At 45.2% G+C, this 14,392-nt stretch carries 15 protein-coding genes and 2 tRNA genes; 7 read left to right on the top strand and 10 right to left on the bottom strand.

Annotated elements, in window-relative coordinates; all coding sequences use genetic code 11:
- Positions 1-10 precede the first annotated feature (10 nt).
- Positions 11-1,327: an ATPase, T2SS/T4P/T4SS family gene (locus tag Micr_RS05050; RefSeq protein ID WP_203134586.1), complete on the top strand. Its 1,317-nt coding sequence runs from the start codon at positions 11-13 to the stop codon at positions 1,325-1,327.
- On the opposite strand, the gene Micr_RS05055 is transcribed toward Micr_RS05050, so the two are convergent.
- A complete protein-coding gene (locus Micr_RS05055) occupies positions 1,306-1,605 on the bottom strand; it encodes a MarR family winged helix-turn-helix transcriptional regulator (protein ID WP_203134587.1) in 300 nt (99 codons plus the stop codon). The genes Micr_RS05050 and Micr_RS05055 overlap by 22 nt on opposite strands.
- 98 nt (positions 1,606-1,703) lie before the next feature.
- Here Micr_RS05055 and Micr_RS05060 point away from each other — a divergent pair, with 98 nt between their 5' ends.
- The 3 genes from Micr_RS05060 to rnhB are packed head-to-tail and all read left to right on the top strand — an operon-like array spanning position 1,704 to position 3,275.
- Positions 1,704-2,252: a helix-turn-helix transcriptional regulator gene (locus tag Micr_RS05060; RefSeq protein ID WP_203134588.1), complete on the top strand. Its 549-nt coding sequence runs from the start codon at positions 1,704-1,706 to the stop codon at positions 2,250-2,252.
- 49 nt (positions 2,253-2,301) lie between these two features.
- The gene (locus Micr_RS05065; RefSeq protein WP_203134589.1) at positions 2,302-2,553 is read left to right on the top strand and encodes a PRC-barrel domain-containing protein; all 252 of its coding nucleotides are present in this window, start codon (positions 2,302-2,304) and stop codon (positions 2,551-2,553) included.
- Between the two features lie 20 nt (positions 2,554-2,573).
- Positions 2,574-3,275, top strand: a complete 702-nt coding sequence (rnhB, locus tag Micr_RS05070) for a ribonuclease HII (RefSeq protein WP_226803588.1) — start codon at positions 2,574-2,576, stop codon at positions 3,273-3,275.
- A 137-nt stretch (positions 3,276-3,412) separates the two neighbouring features.
- Here rnhB and Micr_RS05075 read toward each other — a convergent pair whose 3' ends face one another.
- Together Micr_RS05075 and Micr_RS05080 are read right to left on the bottom strand one after the other, a co-directional pair.
- Positions 3,413-4,228 (bottom strand): hypothetical protein, encoded by an 816-nt coding sequence (locus Micr_RS05075; RefSeq protein ID WP_203134590.1) that lies wholly within the window; start codon positions 4,226-4,228, stop codon positions 3,413-3,415.
- A gap of 18 nt (positions 4,229-4,246) precedes the next feature.
- On the bottom strand, positions 4,247-6,259 hold the full coding sequence (locus tag Micr_RS05080; protein WP_203134591.1) for a hypothetical protein: 2,013 nt from the start codon (positions 6,257-6,259) through the stop codon (positions 4,247-4,249).
- 279 nt (positions 6,260-6,538) lie between these two features.
- Here Micr_RS05080 and Micr_RS05085 point away from each other — a divergent pair.
- A tRNA-Arg gene (locus Micr_RS05085) sits at positions 6,539-6,642 on the top strand.
- A gap of 57 nt (positions 6,643-6,699) precedes the next feature.
- Positions 6,700-7,425 (top strand): hypothetical protein, encoded by a 726-nt coding sequence (locus tag Micr_RS05090; protein ID WP_203134592.1) that lies wholly within the window; start codon positions 6,700-6,702, stop codon positions 7,423-7,425.
- On the opposite strand, the gene Micr_RS05095 is transcribed toward Micr_RS05090, so the two are convergent.
- The 3 genes from Micr_RS05095 to Micr_RS05105 are packed head-to-tail and all read right to left on the bottom strand — an operon-like array spanning position 7,394 to position 11,518.
- Entirely contained in the window at positions 7,394-8,077 is a 684-nt protein-coding gene (locus Micr_RS05095) for a hypothetical protein (protein ID WP_203134593.1), read from the bottom strand. The two genes, Micr_RS05090 and Micr_RS05095, sit on opposite strands and share 32 nt — an antisense overlap.
- 19 nt (positions 8,078-8,096) lie before the next feature.
- Positions 8,097-9,083: a hypothetical protein gene (locus Micr_RS05100; protein ID WP_203134594.1), complete on the bottom strand. Its 987-nt coding sequence runs from the start codon at positions 9,081-9,083 to the stop codon at positions 8,097-8,099.
- Positions 9,080-11,518: a Hint domain-containing protein gene (locus tag Micr_RS05105; RefSeq protein ID WP_203134595.1), complete on the bottom strand. Its 2,439-nt coding sequence runs from the start codon at positions 11,516-11,518 to the stop codon at positions 9,080-9,082. Before Micr_RS05105 ends, Micr_RS05100 begins: the two co-directional genes overlap by 4 nt.
- A gap of 349 nt (positions 11,519-11,867) precedes the next feature.
- Here Micr_RS05105 and Micr_RS05110 point away from each other — a divergent pair, with 349 nt between their 5' ends.
- The gene (locus Micr_RS05110) at positions 11,868-12,761 is read left to right on the top strand and encodes a UbiA family prenyltransferase (protein WP_203134596.1); all 894 of its coding nucleotides are present in this window, start codon (positions 11,868-11,870) and stop codon (positions 12,759-12,761) included.
- Positions 12,762-12,818: 57 nt separating this feature from the next.
- On the opposite strand, the gene rpsB is transcribed toward Micr_RS05110, so the two are convergent.
- From rpsB to rpsI, 4 genes are all read right to left on the bottom strand, one after another.
- The gene (gene rpsB, locus Micr_RS05115) at positions 12,819-13,454 is read right to left on the bottom strand and encodes a 30S ribosomal protein S2 (protein ID WP_203134597.1); all 636 of its coding nucleotides are present in this window, start codon (positions 13,452-13,454) and stop codon (positions 12,819-12,821) included.
- 11 nt (positions 13,455-13,465) lie between these two features.
- Positions 13,466-13,574, bottom strand: a tRNA-Pro gene (locus Micr_RS05120).
- 43 nt (positions 13,575-13,617) lie between these two features.
- Positions 13,618-13,818, bottom strand: coding sequence for a DNA-directed RNA polymerase subunit N (locus Micr_RS05125; protein WP_203134598.1), 201 nt, complete (start codon positions 13,816-13,818; stop codon positions 13,618-13,620).
- A gap of 44 nt (positions 13,819-13,862) precedes the next feature.
- Positions 13,863-14,384 carry a 30S ribosomal protein S9 gene (gene rpsI / locus Micr_RS05130; RefSeq protein ID WP_203134599.1) on the bottom strand — a complete coding sequence of 174 codons (522 nt, stop codon included), beginning with the start codon at positions 14,382-14,384 and terminating at the stop codon, positions 13,863-13,865.
- Between the last annotated feature and the right edge of the window lie 8 nt (positions 14,385-14,392).

Here is a 14,392-nt window from a genome sequence, read left to right on the forward strand (position 1 = left end):
TCTGATTTTGATGGATGAAAAGCTCTACAGGATAGAGGACGAGATATTAAACAGGCTGGTTGGGCGATTCGTGAACGTCGAAAAGACCGAGAGGCGCAACGAGCTAATCAAGTTGACTGCGAAAAGCATACAGCCGGACATGAGTGATGATGACATAAATACGCTCATAAGCGACATAAACGACCTTTCCCCCATAGACGTGCTTATGAAGGACGAATCCATAGAAGACATAATGATAAACAACACCAAGAGTGTTTTCGTATACGACTCCAAGGAAGGGCAAAAGAAGATGAATGACAGGTTTGAAGACAAGGAGAAGCTCTCCAGATTCGTGAACAAGCTCAAGCTGTACGCAACCAACGAGAGCGCCAAGGGCAACATACTTGACGTGCACACCCCTTCGGGAAGCAGGGCCAACATAGTTTCGTCGCCTCTCGGATATGACATAACGATAAGAAACTTCAAGCAGACGGCCCTTAGCATAATAGACCTTATCAATTCCGGTACTTTGGATTACAGCATAGCTGCGAGGCTGTGGCTTTACATGGACGGCTTCAAAGTGAGGCCGGCCAACCTGCTGATTGCGGGAATGCCAGCTGCAGGAAAGACTACGCTGCTGAACTCCCTGTTCTCATTCATGAGGCCCGAGCAGCGCGTCGTTACCATAGAGGAAACCTACGAATTGGACACATCCACGCAGGAGAACTGCGTCAGGCTGGAAACAAGCGAGGACATGCCAATGGTTGAGCTTGTAAAGAACGCCCTCAGGATGAGGCCCGACATGATAATAATCGGAGAAGTAAGGGGCGAGGAAGCCAATGACATGATAACTGCAATGAACATAGGAAAGATATCCATGGGCACCATACACGCTTCTTCATCCAGGGACATAATAAACAGGCTCCAGCACTCCCCGATGAACGTGCCCAAGGACATAATACCGGTTATAGACGCGCTCATAGTGCTGTCGCAGGTGTACGAGAATGGCGTGCCGCACAGGAAGATAGTGCAGATATCCGAGCTGGCAGGCATAGAAACGCAGATACTTCTTTCGGATCTTTACAAGCTCGACTACAAAACGCACAAGGCCTCTGCAATACTGCCCAGCGTCACTTACAGGGATACGCTTTCGACGCTTATCGGAGTGCCGCCTCCTGATATATTGGCAGAGGAGAACGTCAGGGCCATGATACTTGCACAGCTCAACAAGCTGGGAAGGCGGGACATAAGGAGCATAAACGAGACCGTAAGGGATTATTATACAGATCCAGATGCCGTGCTTGCGAAGCTGGGGCTCGGGAATCTTCATGCGGTTGTGCGCGTCTGATTCGCTTCGGTATTTTTCTGGTCCAGCAGCGCGTATATTCCGCTTATATGCGACGTAAGAAGCCTTCCTTTTTCAGTCAGCTTTATCATCTTGTCCTTTCCGTGCTTCTGGCTCTCGACAATTCCCCTGATTTCGCAATCGCGTATGAAGTTGCACACATGCACGTAGGTAGTTCCGGTGCTCTTGGCAAGCTCGCTTATGCTCCAGTCCTTCGACTGGTCGTTAAGGCACAGGAGTATTCCAGCCTGCTTGGACCTAAGTATAGAGCTTTCTTCCATTTAACCATTCTTAATATAAAAACCATTTTATATAAACATTTGCGTTCTTATATTATTAGAACTTATGTAATGCGTTTTGGTTCTACATAGGTAACAGCATGGAAAAAAGGTCAATCAGAAAAAGGTATGACAGGCTTGCGATAGTCACGACTTCTACAGGGGCAATACTGCTGATAATATCCATAATAAGGGGAGCAATGATGCTTGTGGCCTTCGCCAGCGGCATACAGATACACACGATACGCGACGTCAGCTTCGGCGTCATAAATTTCGCTTTCGATTTCGCAATACCTTTCGTAGGCGGCATAATACTCATAGCGGCAGGCATGGCGCTGCTCAACATAGAATTCAACTCGATAAAGAAAAACAGTGTGCTTGAAGTTCGCAGGAGCGCAAGGAATCACGAAATAAGAGTAACTGGAAAGATGCTCAATGACGGCGACAGAAAGGTGCTTGGCATGCTCTCTAAGGATGGCTTGATGCTGCAGTCAGACATAGTATCTGTTAGCGGCTTTTCGAAGGTCAAAGTGCACAGGATAGTAAGAAAGCTAGAGAATGCCGGGCTTGTAAAAGTTTCCAGATTCGGCATAACAAACCGCGTTGTCCTCGTAGACAGCAAAAGTTCCGCTTTCAATGCAAAAGCGTAAGGCTATTAAATTAATCCGATGATATATATTTAGGCGCCAAGGTGAAAAAATGGTGAAGTTCATAATAGGAAGACAGCTCGTAGGGAAAAAAGTTGTGACAAACGACGGTTTTGACGTAGGCAGGTTTATCGACGCAGACATAAGCCCGATAACCGGGAAGATAAACGCCTTCATAGTCGAGCCAAACATGGATAGCAACATAACAAACAAGCTCAAGATAGACAGCGGGCAGATAAAAATACCATACAACGCAGTGCAGGCGGTAAACGACTACATAGTAATTGACAGGAAGTCTATGTAACCGCGGGTGTTGGTATAATAATCTGCGGGGGCGACGAAGCTGGTCGCGGTGCCCTCGTCGGGCCCCTTGTCATATCCATAGTAGCAATAACAAAGGGATATGAGCATAGGCTATCCCGCATAGGGGTCCGCGACTCGAAGCTCCTTTCTCCCAAGCACAGATATGAGCTTTTCAATTCTATAACCAAAATAGCTGCAGAGGTAAAGACCGGCATCATCAGTCCGGCAGAAATAAACGAGGCCATGCAGAAGGGCATATCCCTCAACGAACTTGAAGCCGTGCATTTCGCAAGGCTTTTCGATTCCATGGGCTCGGACATAAAATCTTTTTACATAGACTCTCCCGATGTAATAGCGGAGAGGTTCGGAGTAAGGCTTAAGATGCTTTCATCCAAGCGCACGCGTGTTGTAGGGATAAAGTCCAGCAGGGAGGAGCTAAAGGACAAGCCCATAAAGCTCGTTGCCGAGCACAAGGCCGACGTGAGATATCCAGTAGTGTCAGCGGCCAGCATAATAGCCAAGGTCACGAGGGACGAAGAGATAAGGAAGCTTGAAAAGAAGCTGAAGATAAAGATAGGCTCCGGATATCCTTCGGATTTCACAACCATAGACGCAGTGAGGAGACACCTCAGTACTGGCAAGTTTGACGGCAATCTGAGGCTGCACTGGAAGACAATGGAAAACATAAAGCAGACAAAGATAACTAATTTTTTCAGCAACTAAGCCATTGATAAGGAAGCTTGTGAATAACTTCGTTTATTCAGACAGCACAGATGATGCATTGGGCTTCGCCTAAATGGGATATAGGTTCAAAGTTGCGCATGCTATGGGCAATCGTTAGAGCCATTCCCAATGCAACATCATATGCCTGCAGAGGGCCCCATGCGATAATTGCGCTTGCGAAGTAGCAGTATTACAAGTATTATTATTGCTGCTGTTTCTGCGGCTATTAATGCGTACAGCGTTGATTCGTTGTTCTGCTGGACCGTAACTGGTTTTGGAGGTATAGTCGTCGGAACAGTAGTTGAAGGTATTGTAGTATGTGATGAATTCTGCGGTATTGTGGTAGGGATTATGGAAGTGGTAAGCGATGTGCTTGGGATTCCCTTATTTTTTATTACTAGAACCTGCAACGTAGCATTCGTCAAGTTTGTGTATATGTAGCTCGAATTATAGGTAAGCCATTTTTGAGGTTTTACGTAGCTTCCCCCATAGTAATTTAAGTTTTGTAGCACGCCACCGGACCACGACCATGTAGAAAGAGTTATTGCTTGGCCACCGGTTATCAGTTTTATAGGCTGGTAAGAACCTGAAGAACTGACAAACTTTACAGAACTTCCTGTGCTCCCATCAACTGCTATAGCTATTGCATCGCTTATGCCACTAATGGTTGAATTGCCTGGAGGCACATTGACATTGAAAGGAGTGAGCAGGATCAGTGAAAGATTATATGAAGAGTATGTTTTATTGTTAATGACCGCGTATGTGCCTGGACTTACAACAAGGCGCGTAGAGGAGATGCCAACCGAACCACCTATGGCACCGTTTATTGTGGTATAGTTGCCTAAAGAGAAAGTAAAGTATGGCTTGCTTATTGATGCGAACGACAACTGCGAAGCGTGTGCCATTGCAAAAACCATAAGGAAAACCAAGACCGCGTATATTGTTATATTCATGCAATCACTTAATACAAACTAATTTATCTCGTTTATTCCAGGCCCACATGAACCGCCGCCACCGCCAGTCCCTATATGCATATGATACCAGCCGCCACTCATCGACTGTCTGGTATCCAGACCAGGACACCAATTTGTATTGGCCGTAGAGTATGAATTTGGACCATCGACATATATGCCACCATATCCTGAATTGCCTCCGCCCGAGCTTATATTCATTGTTCCTCCGGGCCAGTAACAGAAGCCATAGTTGTTTGAATGGTCGTTATATGCTTGAACAGTACATTCAGGGGGTCCAGAAGTTATCTGTGCTGCAGCGTATACAAAGGCAGCAATCGATATTCCACCTGAGCTTGAAGAGGTTGCAGAGACTGTATATGAACCAGAATTTTGGTTGCATATGGCTGCATAGCCTGTTTCGTAACTGTCATTGCCATGCGTATATTCTATCTGGCTGCAACCAGATGGAAGAGACACACTGCTGCATTGAAACCAACCGCAACCAACCATTATTACAACTGCGGATGGAGAAGTGGAAACGGAATATGATAGCGAATGCGAACCTGAATCTCCTGTCGTCGACGAAGAGAAAGTTGAATAGCCAGGGCCGCCTTTAACGCCGAATATGGCCACAGCCAAATCAGGGCTGCCAGTTGTTATAGTGCATACGCCAGAAGTTGTAACGCCAACATCTGCATAATTGCTATTAGATTCAGTAACGCTTGACCATGATATCCCGATTCCTCCGTTTCCTGCCCCGCCAGCGCAGAAATATGTGCTGTAACCTGACATTGTTGCATTGGCTTCTCCGCCTATCGAATCGCCAGTGTTGCCCTGTGAAGACATGTAGTATATGGTGCTTGTTGTGGTGGATGTAGTGGTCGAGGTTGTAGTGGATGTTGTTGTTGATGTGGATGTAGTGGTCGAGGTAGAGGTTGTGGTTGATGTAGAGGTCGTAGTTGATGTTGATGTAGTAGAGGTTGAGGTTGAGGTTGTGGATGTTGTCGTGGATGTTGAGGTTGTCGATGTGGAAGTGGTTGTTGATGTTGAGGTTGTGGTTGAGGTGGATGTTGTTGAGGTAGAAGTCGAGGTAGTGCTTGTACTTGTGGATGTAGTAGAGGTTGAAGTTGTAGTGGAAGTTGAAGTAGTTGTTGATGTTGATGTAGTAGAGGTTGAGGTTGAGGTTGTGGATGTTGTGGTTGAGGTGGATGTAGTAGTGGAAGTCGTAGTTGATGTTGAAGTTGTCGAGGTGCTTGTGCTCGTATATATTGTGCTTGTTGTAGCAGAAACCTTGAAGTTTGCAGTTATAGAAACGTTGGAACGCAACGTAAGTGTCGTGGGTTCGGCAGCAAGCGTACTTAGACTGGATGCGCCGGAACTTATAGCCCAGGAACCGAATGCGTAGCCTGCAGGGGACACTGCATACAGAGTATAGGTCCCGGAAGCCAATGGCACTGTTATATTGTTGTGGTATATGACCCCATTTATCACTATTTCTCCACTGGTTGGACTTGTATAAAGAGTAACATTATAGAAAGGGACGTATGCAGGACTCATTGATTGTGTAGACGCACCTGCAGTTACATATGGTCCTGTGCATACGCCTGATTTGCATGTATAATAATGAAGGTCGAAAGTGGCCGTTGTAGTACTGCCGAGCGGCGGCTCCACGCTCCCAGGTATGGAAACAGCACATATTACCCTAGTACCTGAACTAACATTTCTGGGCAGACATGTCCCGTTATAGACGTTCGTGCCGGTACTTCCAATATTGGTAAGAGTTACGCTTATGGCGTTTGCGGGAAGGTGCATGCCTACTCCCAGACTGTCAAGGAAAACTACTGTGTATTTTATTGGTATGCTGTGCGCAGTATTTACACTGGTCAGCGTGCTCTGAACGCAGGGAAGAAGAGGCTCTATGTTGCATACTGGTGGAAGATAACTGATCGGGGCCTTTGGGCCTGAAATCACGAATATGAAGGCAACGAATATGGCGATTATGAGAAGCGCCCAAGCGTATACGCTAAGCATTTCTATTGCAGATTGTGCATTATCCCTAATAAATAGGTGCCTAAGCTGCTCTTTCATAGTTTAGATTGATGTAGTAGCATTTAAATAGTTTTTAATTCGCATATGCGGTGCAGGTTTAGGCACATGATCTAAAGCAATTGGGTCGGCAAGTATAACACCTTTTTAAACCATGTTAATTAAGCCAGAGACAGAACGCGGATTATCTTTCTTTAAGGCAGAAGAACGTAGAGTTTCCTTGGCAACTAAGCTATTTATAGGAAAGCTCGCAAATAACTCTGTGGATCTGTAGCGTAGTTTGGATAGCGCACCCGGCTTCGGACCGGGCGGTCGCGGGTTCAAAATGACGTATGCAAGGCATACCCATGGAAATCCCGCCAGATCCGCTATATAAAGCAAAATACCAAGGCTAAGGATTAAACTTATAGCAAATGGCGTGGTGCATGAATTTGAATTACAAAAATGTTTGCGCTGCCATTTTAATAGTTGTTGCAATCGGAATGGCGGCTTATGCAGCTTATAGCATACCTACTGAAGCGCCCAATCTCGGCGGCACCCAATATTACGGATTGTGTAGCAGGGGCTCGGCTCTATTCGGGATAAGGAATCAGTCAGCTTATATTGGATATAACAATTCCGAAAACCAATTTGAGGAAAACGGCTCCTTAAACTCTATTTCGTGCTACTACAGTATTGGCATTATGTATCCTGTATTCAACGGTACTTCCGAAGCCAATATTGCAAGCAACTTAACAGTCCCAGAAAGTTATGCGCATTATGCATACCCCACCGGGATCAACATAAATGTCATAGAGTTCAGGAATAGCAGTTATGTTTCCGGATTCGCAAAAAAATTTTACGCCAAAAGTGAAAAGTCAATACGCTATGACAGCAACGGCACGGCTTCGGAAAACGGCACAATCAATATAACCTTCGAATCTCGATATGATAGCGTATATGGCGTAAATGCTTCGGAAATACGCTTCGTGCCGATATACAGAAATTACGAAGAATACCAGCTAGCCTTCAAAAAAGGGAACTATTTTGTAATAATAAACACTTATGGGATAAATGGCTCTTATGACACCGAATACGCAAAAGACATTATGCTGAACGACTATCTGCGCATATGCGGCACTAGCTATAATAAGAGTTTATTTTGTTTATGATTAGTTCCGCTAAGCTTAGGGAATCGTTCCCGTATTCTGAGGAAGGAACATACGAATTTATTATAACGCTGCCAGTTACGTTCATATACTTGAATAGCGTAGTATACTGGTAGTCCGGCATATAATACGGAAGGGTAAGATTTACCAGGCTTGGACTAACATTGAACAATGCTACGGACTTCACAAGATATAATTTTACCGCATTTCCGGAAAACGTATAGTTGATTATTTTCCTGCCTTTGTAAGTATATCCGGTTATTGACTGGTTTTGGTTATTGCTGTATAGCATTGAGCTGAAGGCCTGCTGCGCGGTGCTGTTGTTGCTCATGAGGTATAATGCCGATGTTATAACCCCGGGATATTCGGTTTTCAGGCTTGCATTAGTCAGATTGAAAAGGGATACGGAAGCCTCCAGATACCCTGCTGATCGCAATGATGCCGGCATTGCAGTAATCCGGTTAACAATCACGGGAGTGTATAATGAAGAATTTACCACGTAATTCATATCTGATGGAACAAGGTTCAAATAGGCAAACCCATGTTTTGCAGTAGCAGGGGAATGATACGCCAATACCAAGCCTAAGACAGCAAGCATAGCTATTATAAAGATAAGAGTGATAATTGGCGCTTTTCCATTCTCTTGTGCATGCATAACCTTCACTTTTGAAGCTTTATTTAAGCTGGCCGTAGTTGGATTTTAGTTTTAGATACAATTTGTATGCCAAATTGTTTACATAAGATTCATTCACCTTTCCCGCAGGGAAATACGCGTCCAGAATTATTATATAATTTTTATAAGGCGGAACGGAGACCTGGTACATGTCGTAATTTTTGAACACCTTTCCGTACAGTCCAGATGATATAACCATGCCGTTCAGCGTGGAGCTGCCGTTCAAGCTGGCGGCTGAGCCAATGATTGTAGTATTATAATACGATTCATTTTTTATGGTTGAATTTACGTTATTGGCGTTTGTTGAATTGTATATTAGCGTACCGTTCTTGTTGAAGTAGAAATAACCAGTTCCGTTGACAGGATAGTAATAGAGAGCATATGTATAATTTGCAGTTCTGGAATCGCTGAGTTCCATAATATCAACCTTTATTGCAGTAGGATATATGCCGTTCTCAGTCAAATTATCCAGTGGAACATATAGAACCTGGTTCGGAAACGAATTGTAGGACATCACGTTGTACAAAGCACCTGCAGCATAAAATCTCCTATAAATGTAGTAACTTACATTTTTGTATGAATCCGAATATGTTTCTATCGAAGTATTGTAATCGGATGCGAAAGGTATGTTACCTAAGATATTTGTAGAATTCAATATCCTTCCAAAAATAATTTCATCAGTAATATTAGTCTGGTTAGGAATTATCGTTGTAGTGACTGACGGAACAATCGAGGAAGTCGTTTTTGGTATCGTCGTGATTATTGTAGTTGTTGCTATTGGGGCTACACCTACATGAAAGTACGAATATGCGATTATTCCAAGAACTGCGATTATTGCTATTACTGAAATTATATATTTCAAAAAGTGCTTTCCAGTAAGTGGTTTTGATTCGGGAATAGAGGGAGACACATACTCCTGTCCAGAAAGGTTATTTTCTACAATCGGTTGTTCAGTAACAGGATTATTTGCATCAATACTGTCGCTCATGATATCACATAACCGTTTATCGCAAAGTCGTCAGTAGGCGCAGTGTTTATATCGTAAGTGCCGTAGGTTTCGTTAATGAATTCGACGCTCTGTACTGTGGTGTTTCCATGGCCTTCAAGGTATAACATGTCCCCTACTTTTATTGAACTTGCAGGAACGTTGGTGCCGTTTGCAAGTATTACCGATTCGCCGCCATCAAGTTCAAGTTTGCCGTTTATCAGATACATACCCCTAGAATGCACATGCTTTATGCTGACTATAACGGTTGGCACATTCTTGCGCTCCTGGAAGTTGTATCCCATGACTAAGCTGCCTGCGCTAACGTTGGCTACGTTTATATATGTGCCGTTTGCGAGCTCTATGCTTTCGTTTCCTAGGAAGCTGGAGCACAAAGTAGCTAGCTCGCAGGTCGAATCCTTGTCTATTACAAAGTTATTTGCAAGGTAATCGTTAACAGGGCTCCCTATAAAGTCGTAAACCTTGCCGCCGTGGCTTGATATGTTTATGGAGGTAATTGTCACATCCTGCATTGTAATAGCATTAAATAGTGTATCTCCTACTTTTGCATTGTATGCCCTCTGCCAAGTGCCATTTATTAGCATTATTTCGTCAGCGTCAACCTGCAGATTTTTGTTGAACGTGTATTTGTTTGTGGCGTTGAAGCTCGACACTGCAGATATTACTGAGGGCTGATCTTCGTGCGTCCTGAGATTGTATGAAAGCACAACCATTCCAGGTTGCACCTGATACGCCTTTATAACGGTCCCGTTAGCTAGGGTAATATTCATGTTGCCATATACCGAACTTCCTCCTCCAGAACTGACTGTTGTCGATTTTGTTGTTGAGGCTGTTGTTGTCTTTGAGGTTGTTGTAGCCGAAGTTGTAGTTGTAGAGGTTGTTGTGGATGTGGTGGATGAGGTTGTGGTGGAAGTTGTGGTGGAAGTTGTTGTAGTTATTGTAGGTGCAGGCGTTGAAGCCGAGGCTGTAAGCCCGCCAATACTAATTACCTGCGTCCCAGGTCCGCACTGATTAACCCACATAACAAGGAAGTTGTAGCTACCGCTCGAAAGGGATATGCTATCTGGGCCATAATTAGTAGCGCCTTCTCCTTTCCATGCAGAGCCGCCGAATACATTTGACCATGAAGTAGAGCTGGTTGGTTTGTAGTAAACTTCCATTCCGTCGTCAGTTGTTATTGCTATGCTTATTGTTTCTGACTGGGGAAGAGTTATCGTAGTGTTAGCGATTGAAAGTTGCGAATTGTAAGGTGCAGAACAAGCAACGTTGTTGTTATTAAGATCAGACGTATCACTAGGAAATGCGACTACAGTCATTCCTTGATATGCATCGCCCTGATAACCACTCGTGCCATATGCATATCCAGTAGTGCCAGTAGTCCACGGTCCCTGCTGTTCTACGCCGTAGCCACTAGGCAATGTCGGATTGGTTTCGTATGAAGACATTTCCTGATTTGATGGGCTTACTGCTGCAATCACCCCAAAGTCCAATTGCGTTATTGTGCTTGTTGAAGTAGTGGTTGAAGTGGAAGTGGTTGTTGATGTAGAGGTTGTGGTGGAAGTGGAGGTTGTTGAGGTGGAAGTTGAAGTTGTAGAGGTTGTGGTTGAGGTTGAGGTTGTTGTGGAAGTGGAGGTTGTGGTTGAAGTTGAGGTCGTAGTTGAGGTGGATGTGGTTGAGGTGGAAGTTGAAGTTGTAGAGGTTGTTGTGGATGTGGAAGTAGTAGACGTAGAAGTGGTTGTTGATGTAGAGGTTGTTGTGGATGTGGAGGTTGTTGAGGTGGAAGTTGAAGTTGTAGAGGTTGTTGTGGATGTGGAGGTTGTTGTTGAAGTTGTAGTTGAAGTGGAAGTGGTTGAAGTACTTGTGCTCGTATATATTGTGCTTGTTGTAGCAGAAACCTTGAAGTTTGCAGTTATAGAAACGTTGGAACGCAATATTAAGGTAGTTGGTTCGGCAGCAAGCGTACTTAGACTGGATGCGCCGGAACTTATAGCCCAGGAACCGAATGCGTAGCCTGCAGGGGACACTGCATACAGAGTATAGGTCCCGGAAGCCAATGGCACTGTTATATTGTTGTGGTATATGACCCCATTTATCACTATTTCTCCACTGGTTGGACTTGTATAAAGAGTAACATTATAGAAAGGGACGTATGCAGGACTCATTGATTGTGTAGACGCACCTGCAGTTACATATGGTCCTGTGCATACGCCTGATTTGCATGTATAATAATGAAGGTCGAAAGTGGCCGTTGTAGTACTGCCGAGCGGCGGCTCCACGCTCCCAGGTATGGAAACAGCACATATTACCCTAGTACCTGAACTAACATTTCTGGGCAGACATGTCCCGTTATAGACGTTCGTGCCGGTACTTCCAATATTGGTAAGAGTTACGCTTATGGCGTTTGCGGGAAGGTGCATGCCTACTCCCAGACTGTCAAGGAAAACTACTGTGTATTTTATTGGTATGCTGTGCGCAGTATTTACACTGGTCAGCGTGCTCTGAACGCAGGGAAGAAGAGGCTCTATGTTGCATACTGGTGGAAGATAACTGATCGGGCCTTTGGGCCTGAAATCACGAATATGAAGGCAACGAATATGGCGATTATGAGAAGCGCCCAAGCGTATACGCTAAGCATTTCTATTGCAGATTGTGCATTATCCCTAATAAATAGGTGTTTGAGCTGCTCTTTCATCGTTTAGATTAATGTAGTAGCATTTAAAATCATTTCTCACCGAATACTCCTAGCTTAAATTGCAGGCGCATAGCATGGGCAAGCAAAGGGGAAGCGAAAGCATTGTTTCGGCATTTGTTAGGCTGACCCGTGCAGAGCACAGCGTAATGCTTGCGCTTGCAGTGATAGCAGCCGAAATAATAGCAATTGGCAGGGTTCCAGGCTATGGGCTTTTGGTTCTTTCAATAATACCGCCAATACTAATTAGCATGGGAGCGTTCGCGATAAACGATTATTTTGACATAAGCATAGACAGGGCCAACGGAAAGAAAAGGCCACTGGTCACAGGCGTTATAAAGCCCAAGGGCGCGCTCAGGATAACCGCAATGGTCTTCTTCTTGGGAATAGCGGCTTCGGCATTCGTCAATTGGGCTGCATTCGTTATAGCAGTTATATTCGCTGCACTGGCATACCTTTACAGCTACAGGCTTAAGCACATACCCCTGCTTGGAAACGTGTACATAGCTTTCACAATGGTGATTCCTTTCATATATGGCAATTACGCAGTAAGCTACGCCCTTTCGGCAACAATAGTCTTCATATCCTTTGTTGTCTTCCTCAGCGGGCTTGCCAGGGAGATACACGGAATGGTGAGGGATTACGATGGCGACGTGCATGCGGGAAGGATAAGGAACGTGGTTTTCTACATAGGCAAGCCGCGCAGCTCGCAGCTTGCATTCATACTCTACATAGAAGCCATACTTATAAGCGTGTTCATGTTCTTCTTCAGCGTGCCTTTCAGGCTGAATCTGGCTTATGCCGTGCCGATAGCAGCAGTAGACATCATGCTGGCTTACGTTGCTGTGGGGTATGTGTTGGGCAGGCATTCGGAAGGTTTCTTCAAGCTTTCCAGGAACCTCAGCCTTGGAGCAATGGCCCTGGCTATAATAGCTTACCTTATCGCAGGACTAGTCTTCTTGCCCATTTGAAAATTGCTGCTACTAGCCATGAAAAAGAAAATTAATGATAAAAAGAGAAATAGAAAATTACTGCGAAGCGTACGACTGCGCCTTCTGCGCCTCTATCTTCGCTTCGAAGTCTTCTACTTTTAGCGTGAACTCCTCGTTGGACTTTATGTCGCCCCTGTTCTTGAGCGTTTCCCTCGCAAGCAGGTAGTATATGAATGCCAGCGATTTCCTGCCCCTGTTGTTTGCAGGAATTACCAGGTCTATGAATTTCATTGAATTGTCGGTATCGCTCAGGGCTATTATCGGTATGCCAATCTTGCTGGCCTCCTTTATCGCCTGCTTCTCGTTCCTCGAGTCGCTTATCATTATGAGCTTTGGCTCTGTAAAGTCCTCCCTCAACGGGTTTGTGAATATGCCGGGTGTAACCCTCCCCTTTATGAACTTGGCCTTTATGGTTTCTGCAAACTTTTCCGCAGCTGCAATGGCATAGACCCTCGATGCCGTTATTATCACGTCCCTCGGGTCGTATCTTGCTAGCATCTTGGCCGCTATGGCTATCCTTGTGTCTATTGTCTTGAGGTCGAGCAGGTAAAGCCCGTCGTCCCTGACCTTGTATATGAAGCGCTCCATGCCAGGGCTTTTGACCTTTGTGGCTATGTGTATTCCCGCTTCAAGATAACCGTTCTGATCTACTATGAATCCTTCTTCGCTCATTTTAACACCTTTGGGGCCGCCGAGATTTTCAGCATTTGGAATGCTTTTGAATTCCCGTGCACAGGATCTCGGGTCGCCAGCACCCCAAGCTGGAAGCCTACCAAGCTAGCAGACGGCCCCATGCACGAATATTTTGCCGAAATACCTATAAATAACCTTGCTATCACTTCCTGCCGCTCTCGACGAATTCGTCTATCAGCTCGACGTTGCTTATCATCATGCGCCTGCAGCAATACCTTTTCAGGCCGAGGCTGTCGAGAACCTTGGCGCCGTCCTCGTGCTCCTTGTTGACGCGCCTGTCGTACTCTTCCCATTTGTCTCCTATAACAGCGCCGCATGTGAAACAGCGCACAGGTATCATCATGTTATCATCTTAAGCATAAAAACCGGCAAAAGCCGGAAAACCGATCATCTGTATGAAGTCTGGTTGCGGGCCCTTGCCTTTGGTCCGAGGAACTTCTTTGGCTCCACGCGCCTTGCGTCGTCCTTCAGCAGATGCCTGTCGTAGCGCATGTACTCCTTCCTTACCGTGTCGGAGCCTGCAAACTCGCTTATGAGCTTTGCTATGGCGCTTCCTGAAGCCTGGGCCCTTCCGCTTATGCCGCCGCCCTTGACGTTTATGCTTATGTCAAGGCCGTCAGCTATGCCCTTTGTAATCTCATTGAAGTATACAGGCCTTAGTATTTCGTGCCTTATCTCTTCTGGCTTCATCGTCATCGCGTTCATGCCGTTTATCCTTATTATTCCGGAGCCCGGCTTTCCTACTCCTCTGGCAATGCTGCGCTTTCTCTTGCTTTTAACTGTGACAACTTTGGCAGCTTTCTTTGCCGGCCTCTTCTTGGACCTTGAAGCCTTCTTGGGCTTTTCGGATTCCTCCTTCTGCTGTTCGGCCTTCTGCTCCTGCTTTGTTTCAACTTCTGCTTCTGCCATAAATATCA

The sequence above is a fragment of the Candidatus Micrarchaeum sp. genome, from assembly GCF_016806735.1.
In the GTDB taxonomy this organism is placed as follows: domain Archaea; phylum Micrarchaeota; class Micrarchaeia; order Micrarchaeales; family Micrarchaeaceae; genus Micrarchaeum_A; species Micrarchaeum_A acidiphilum_A.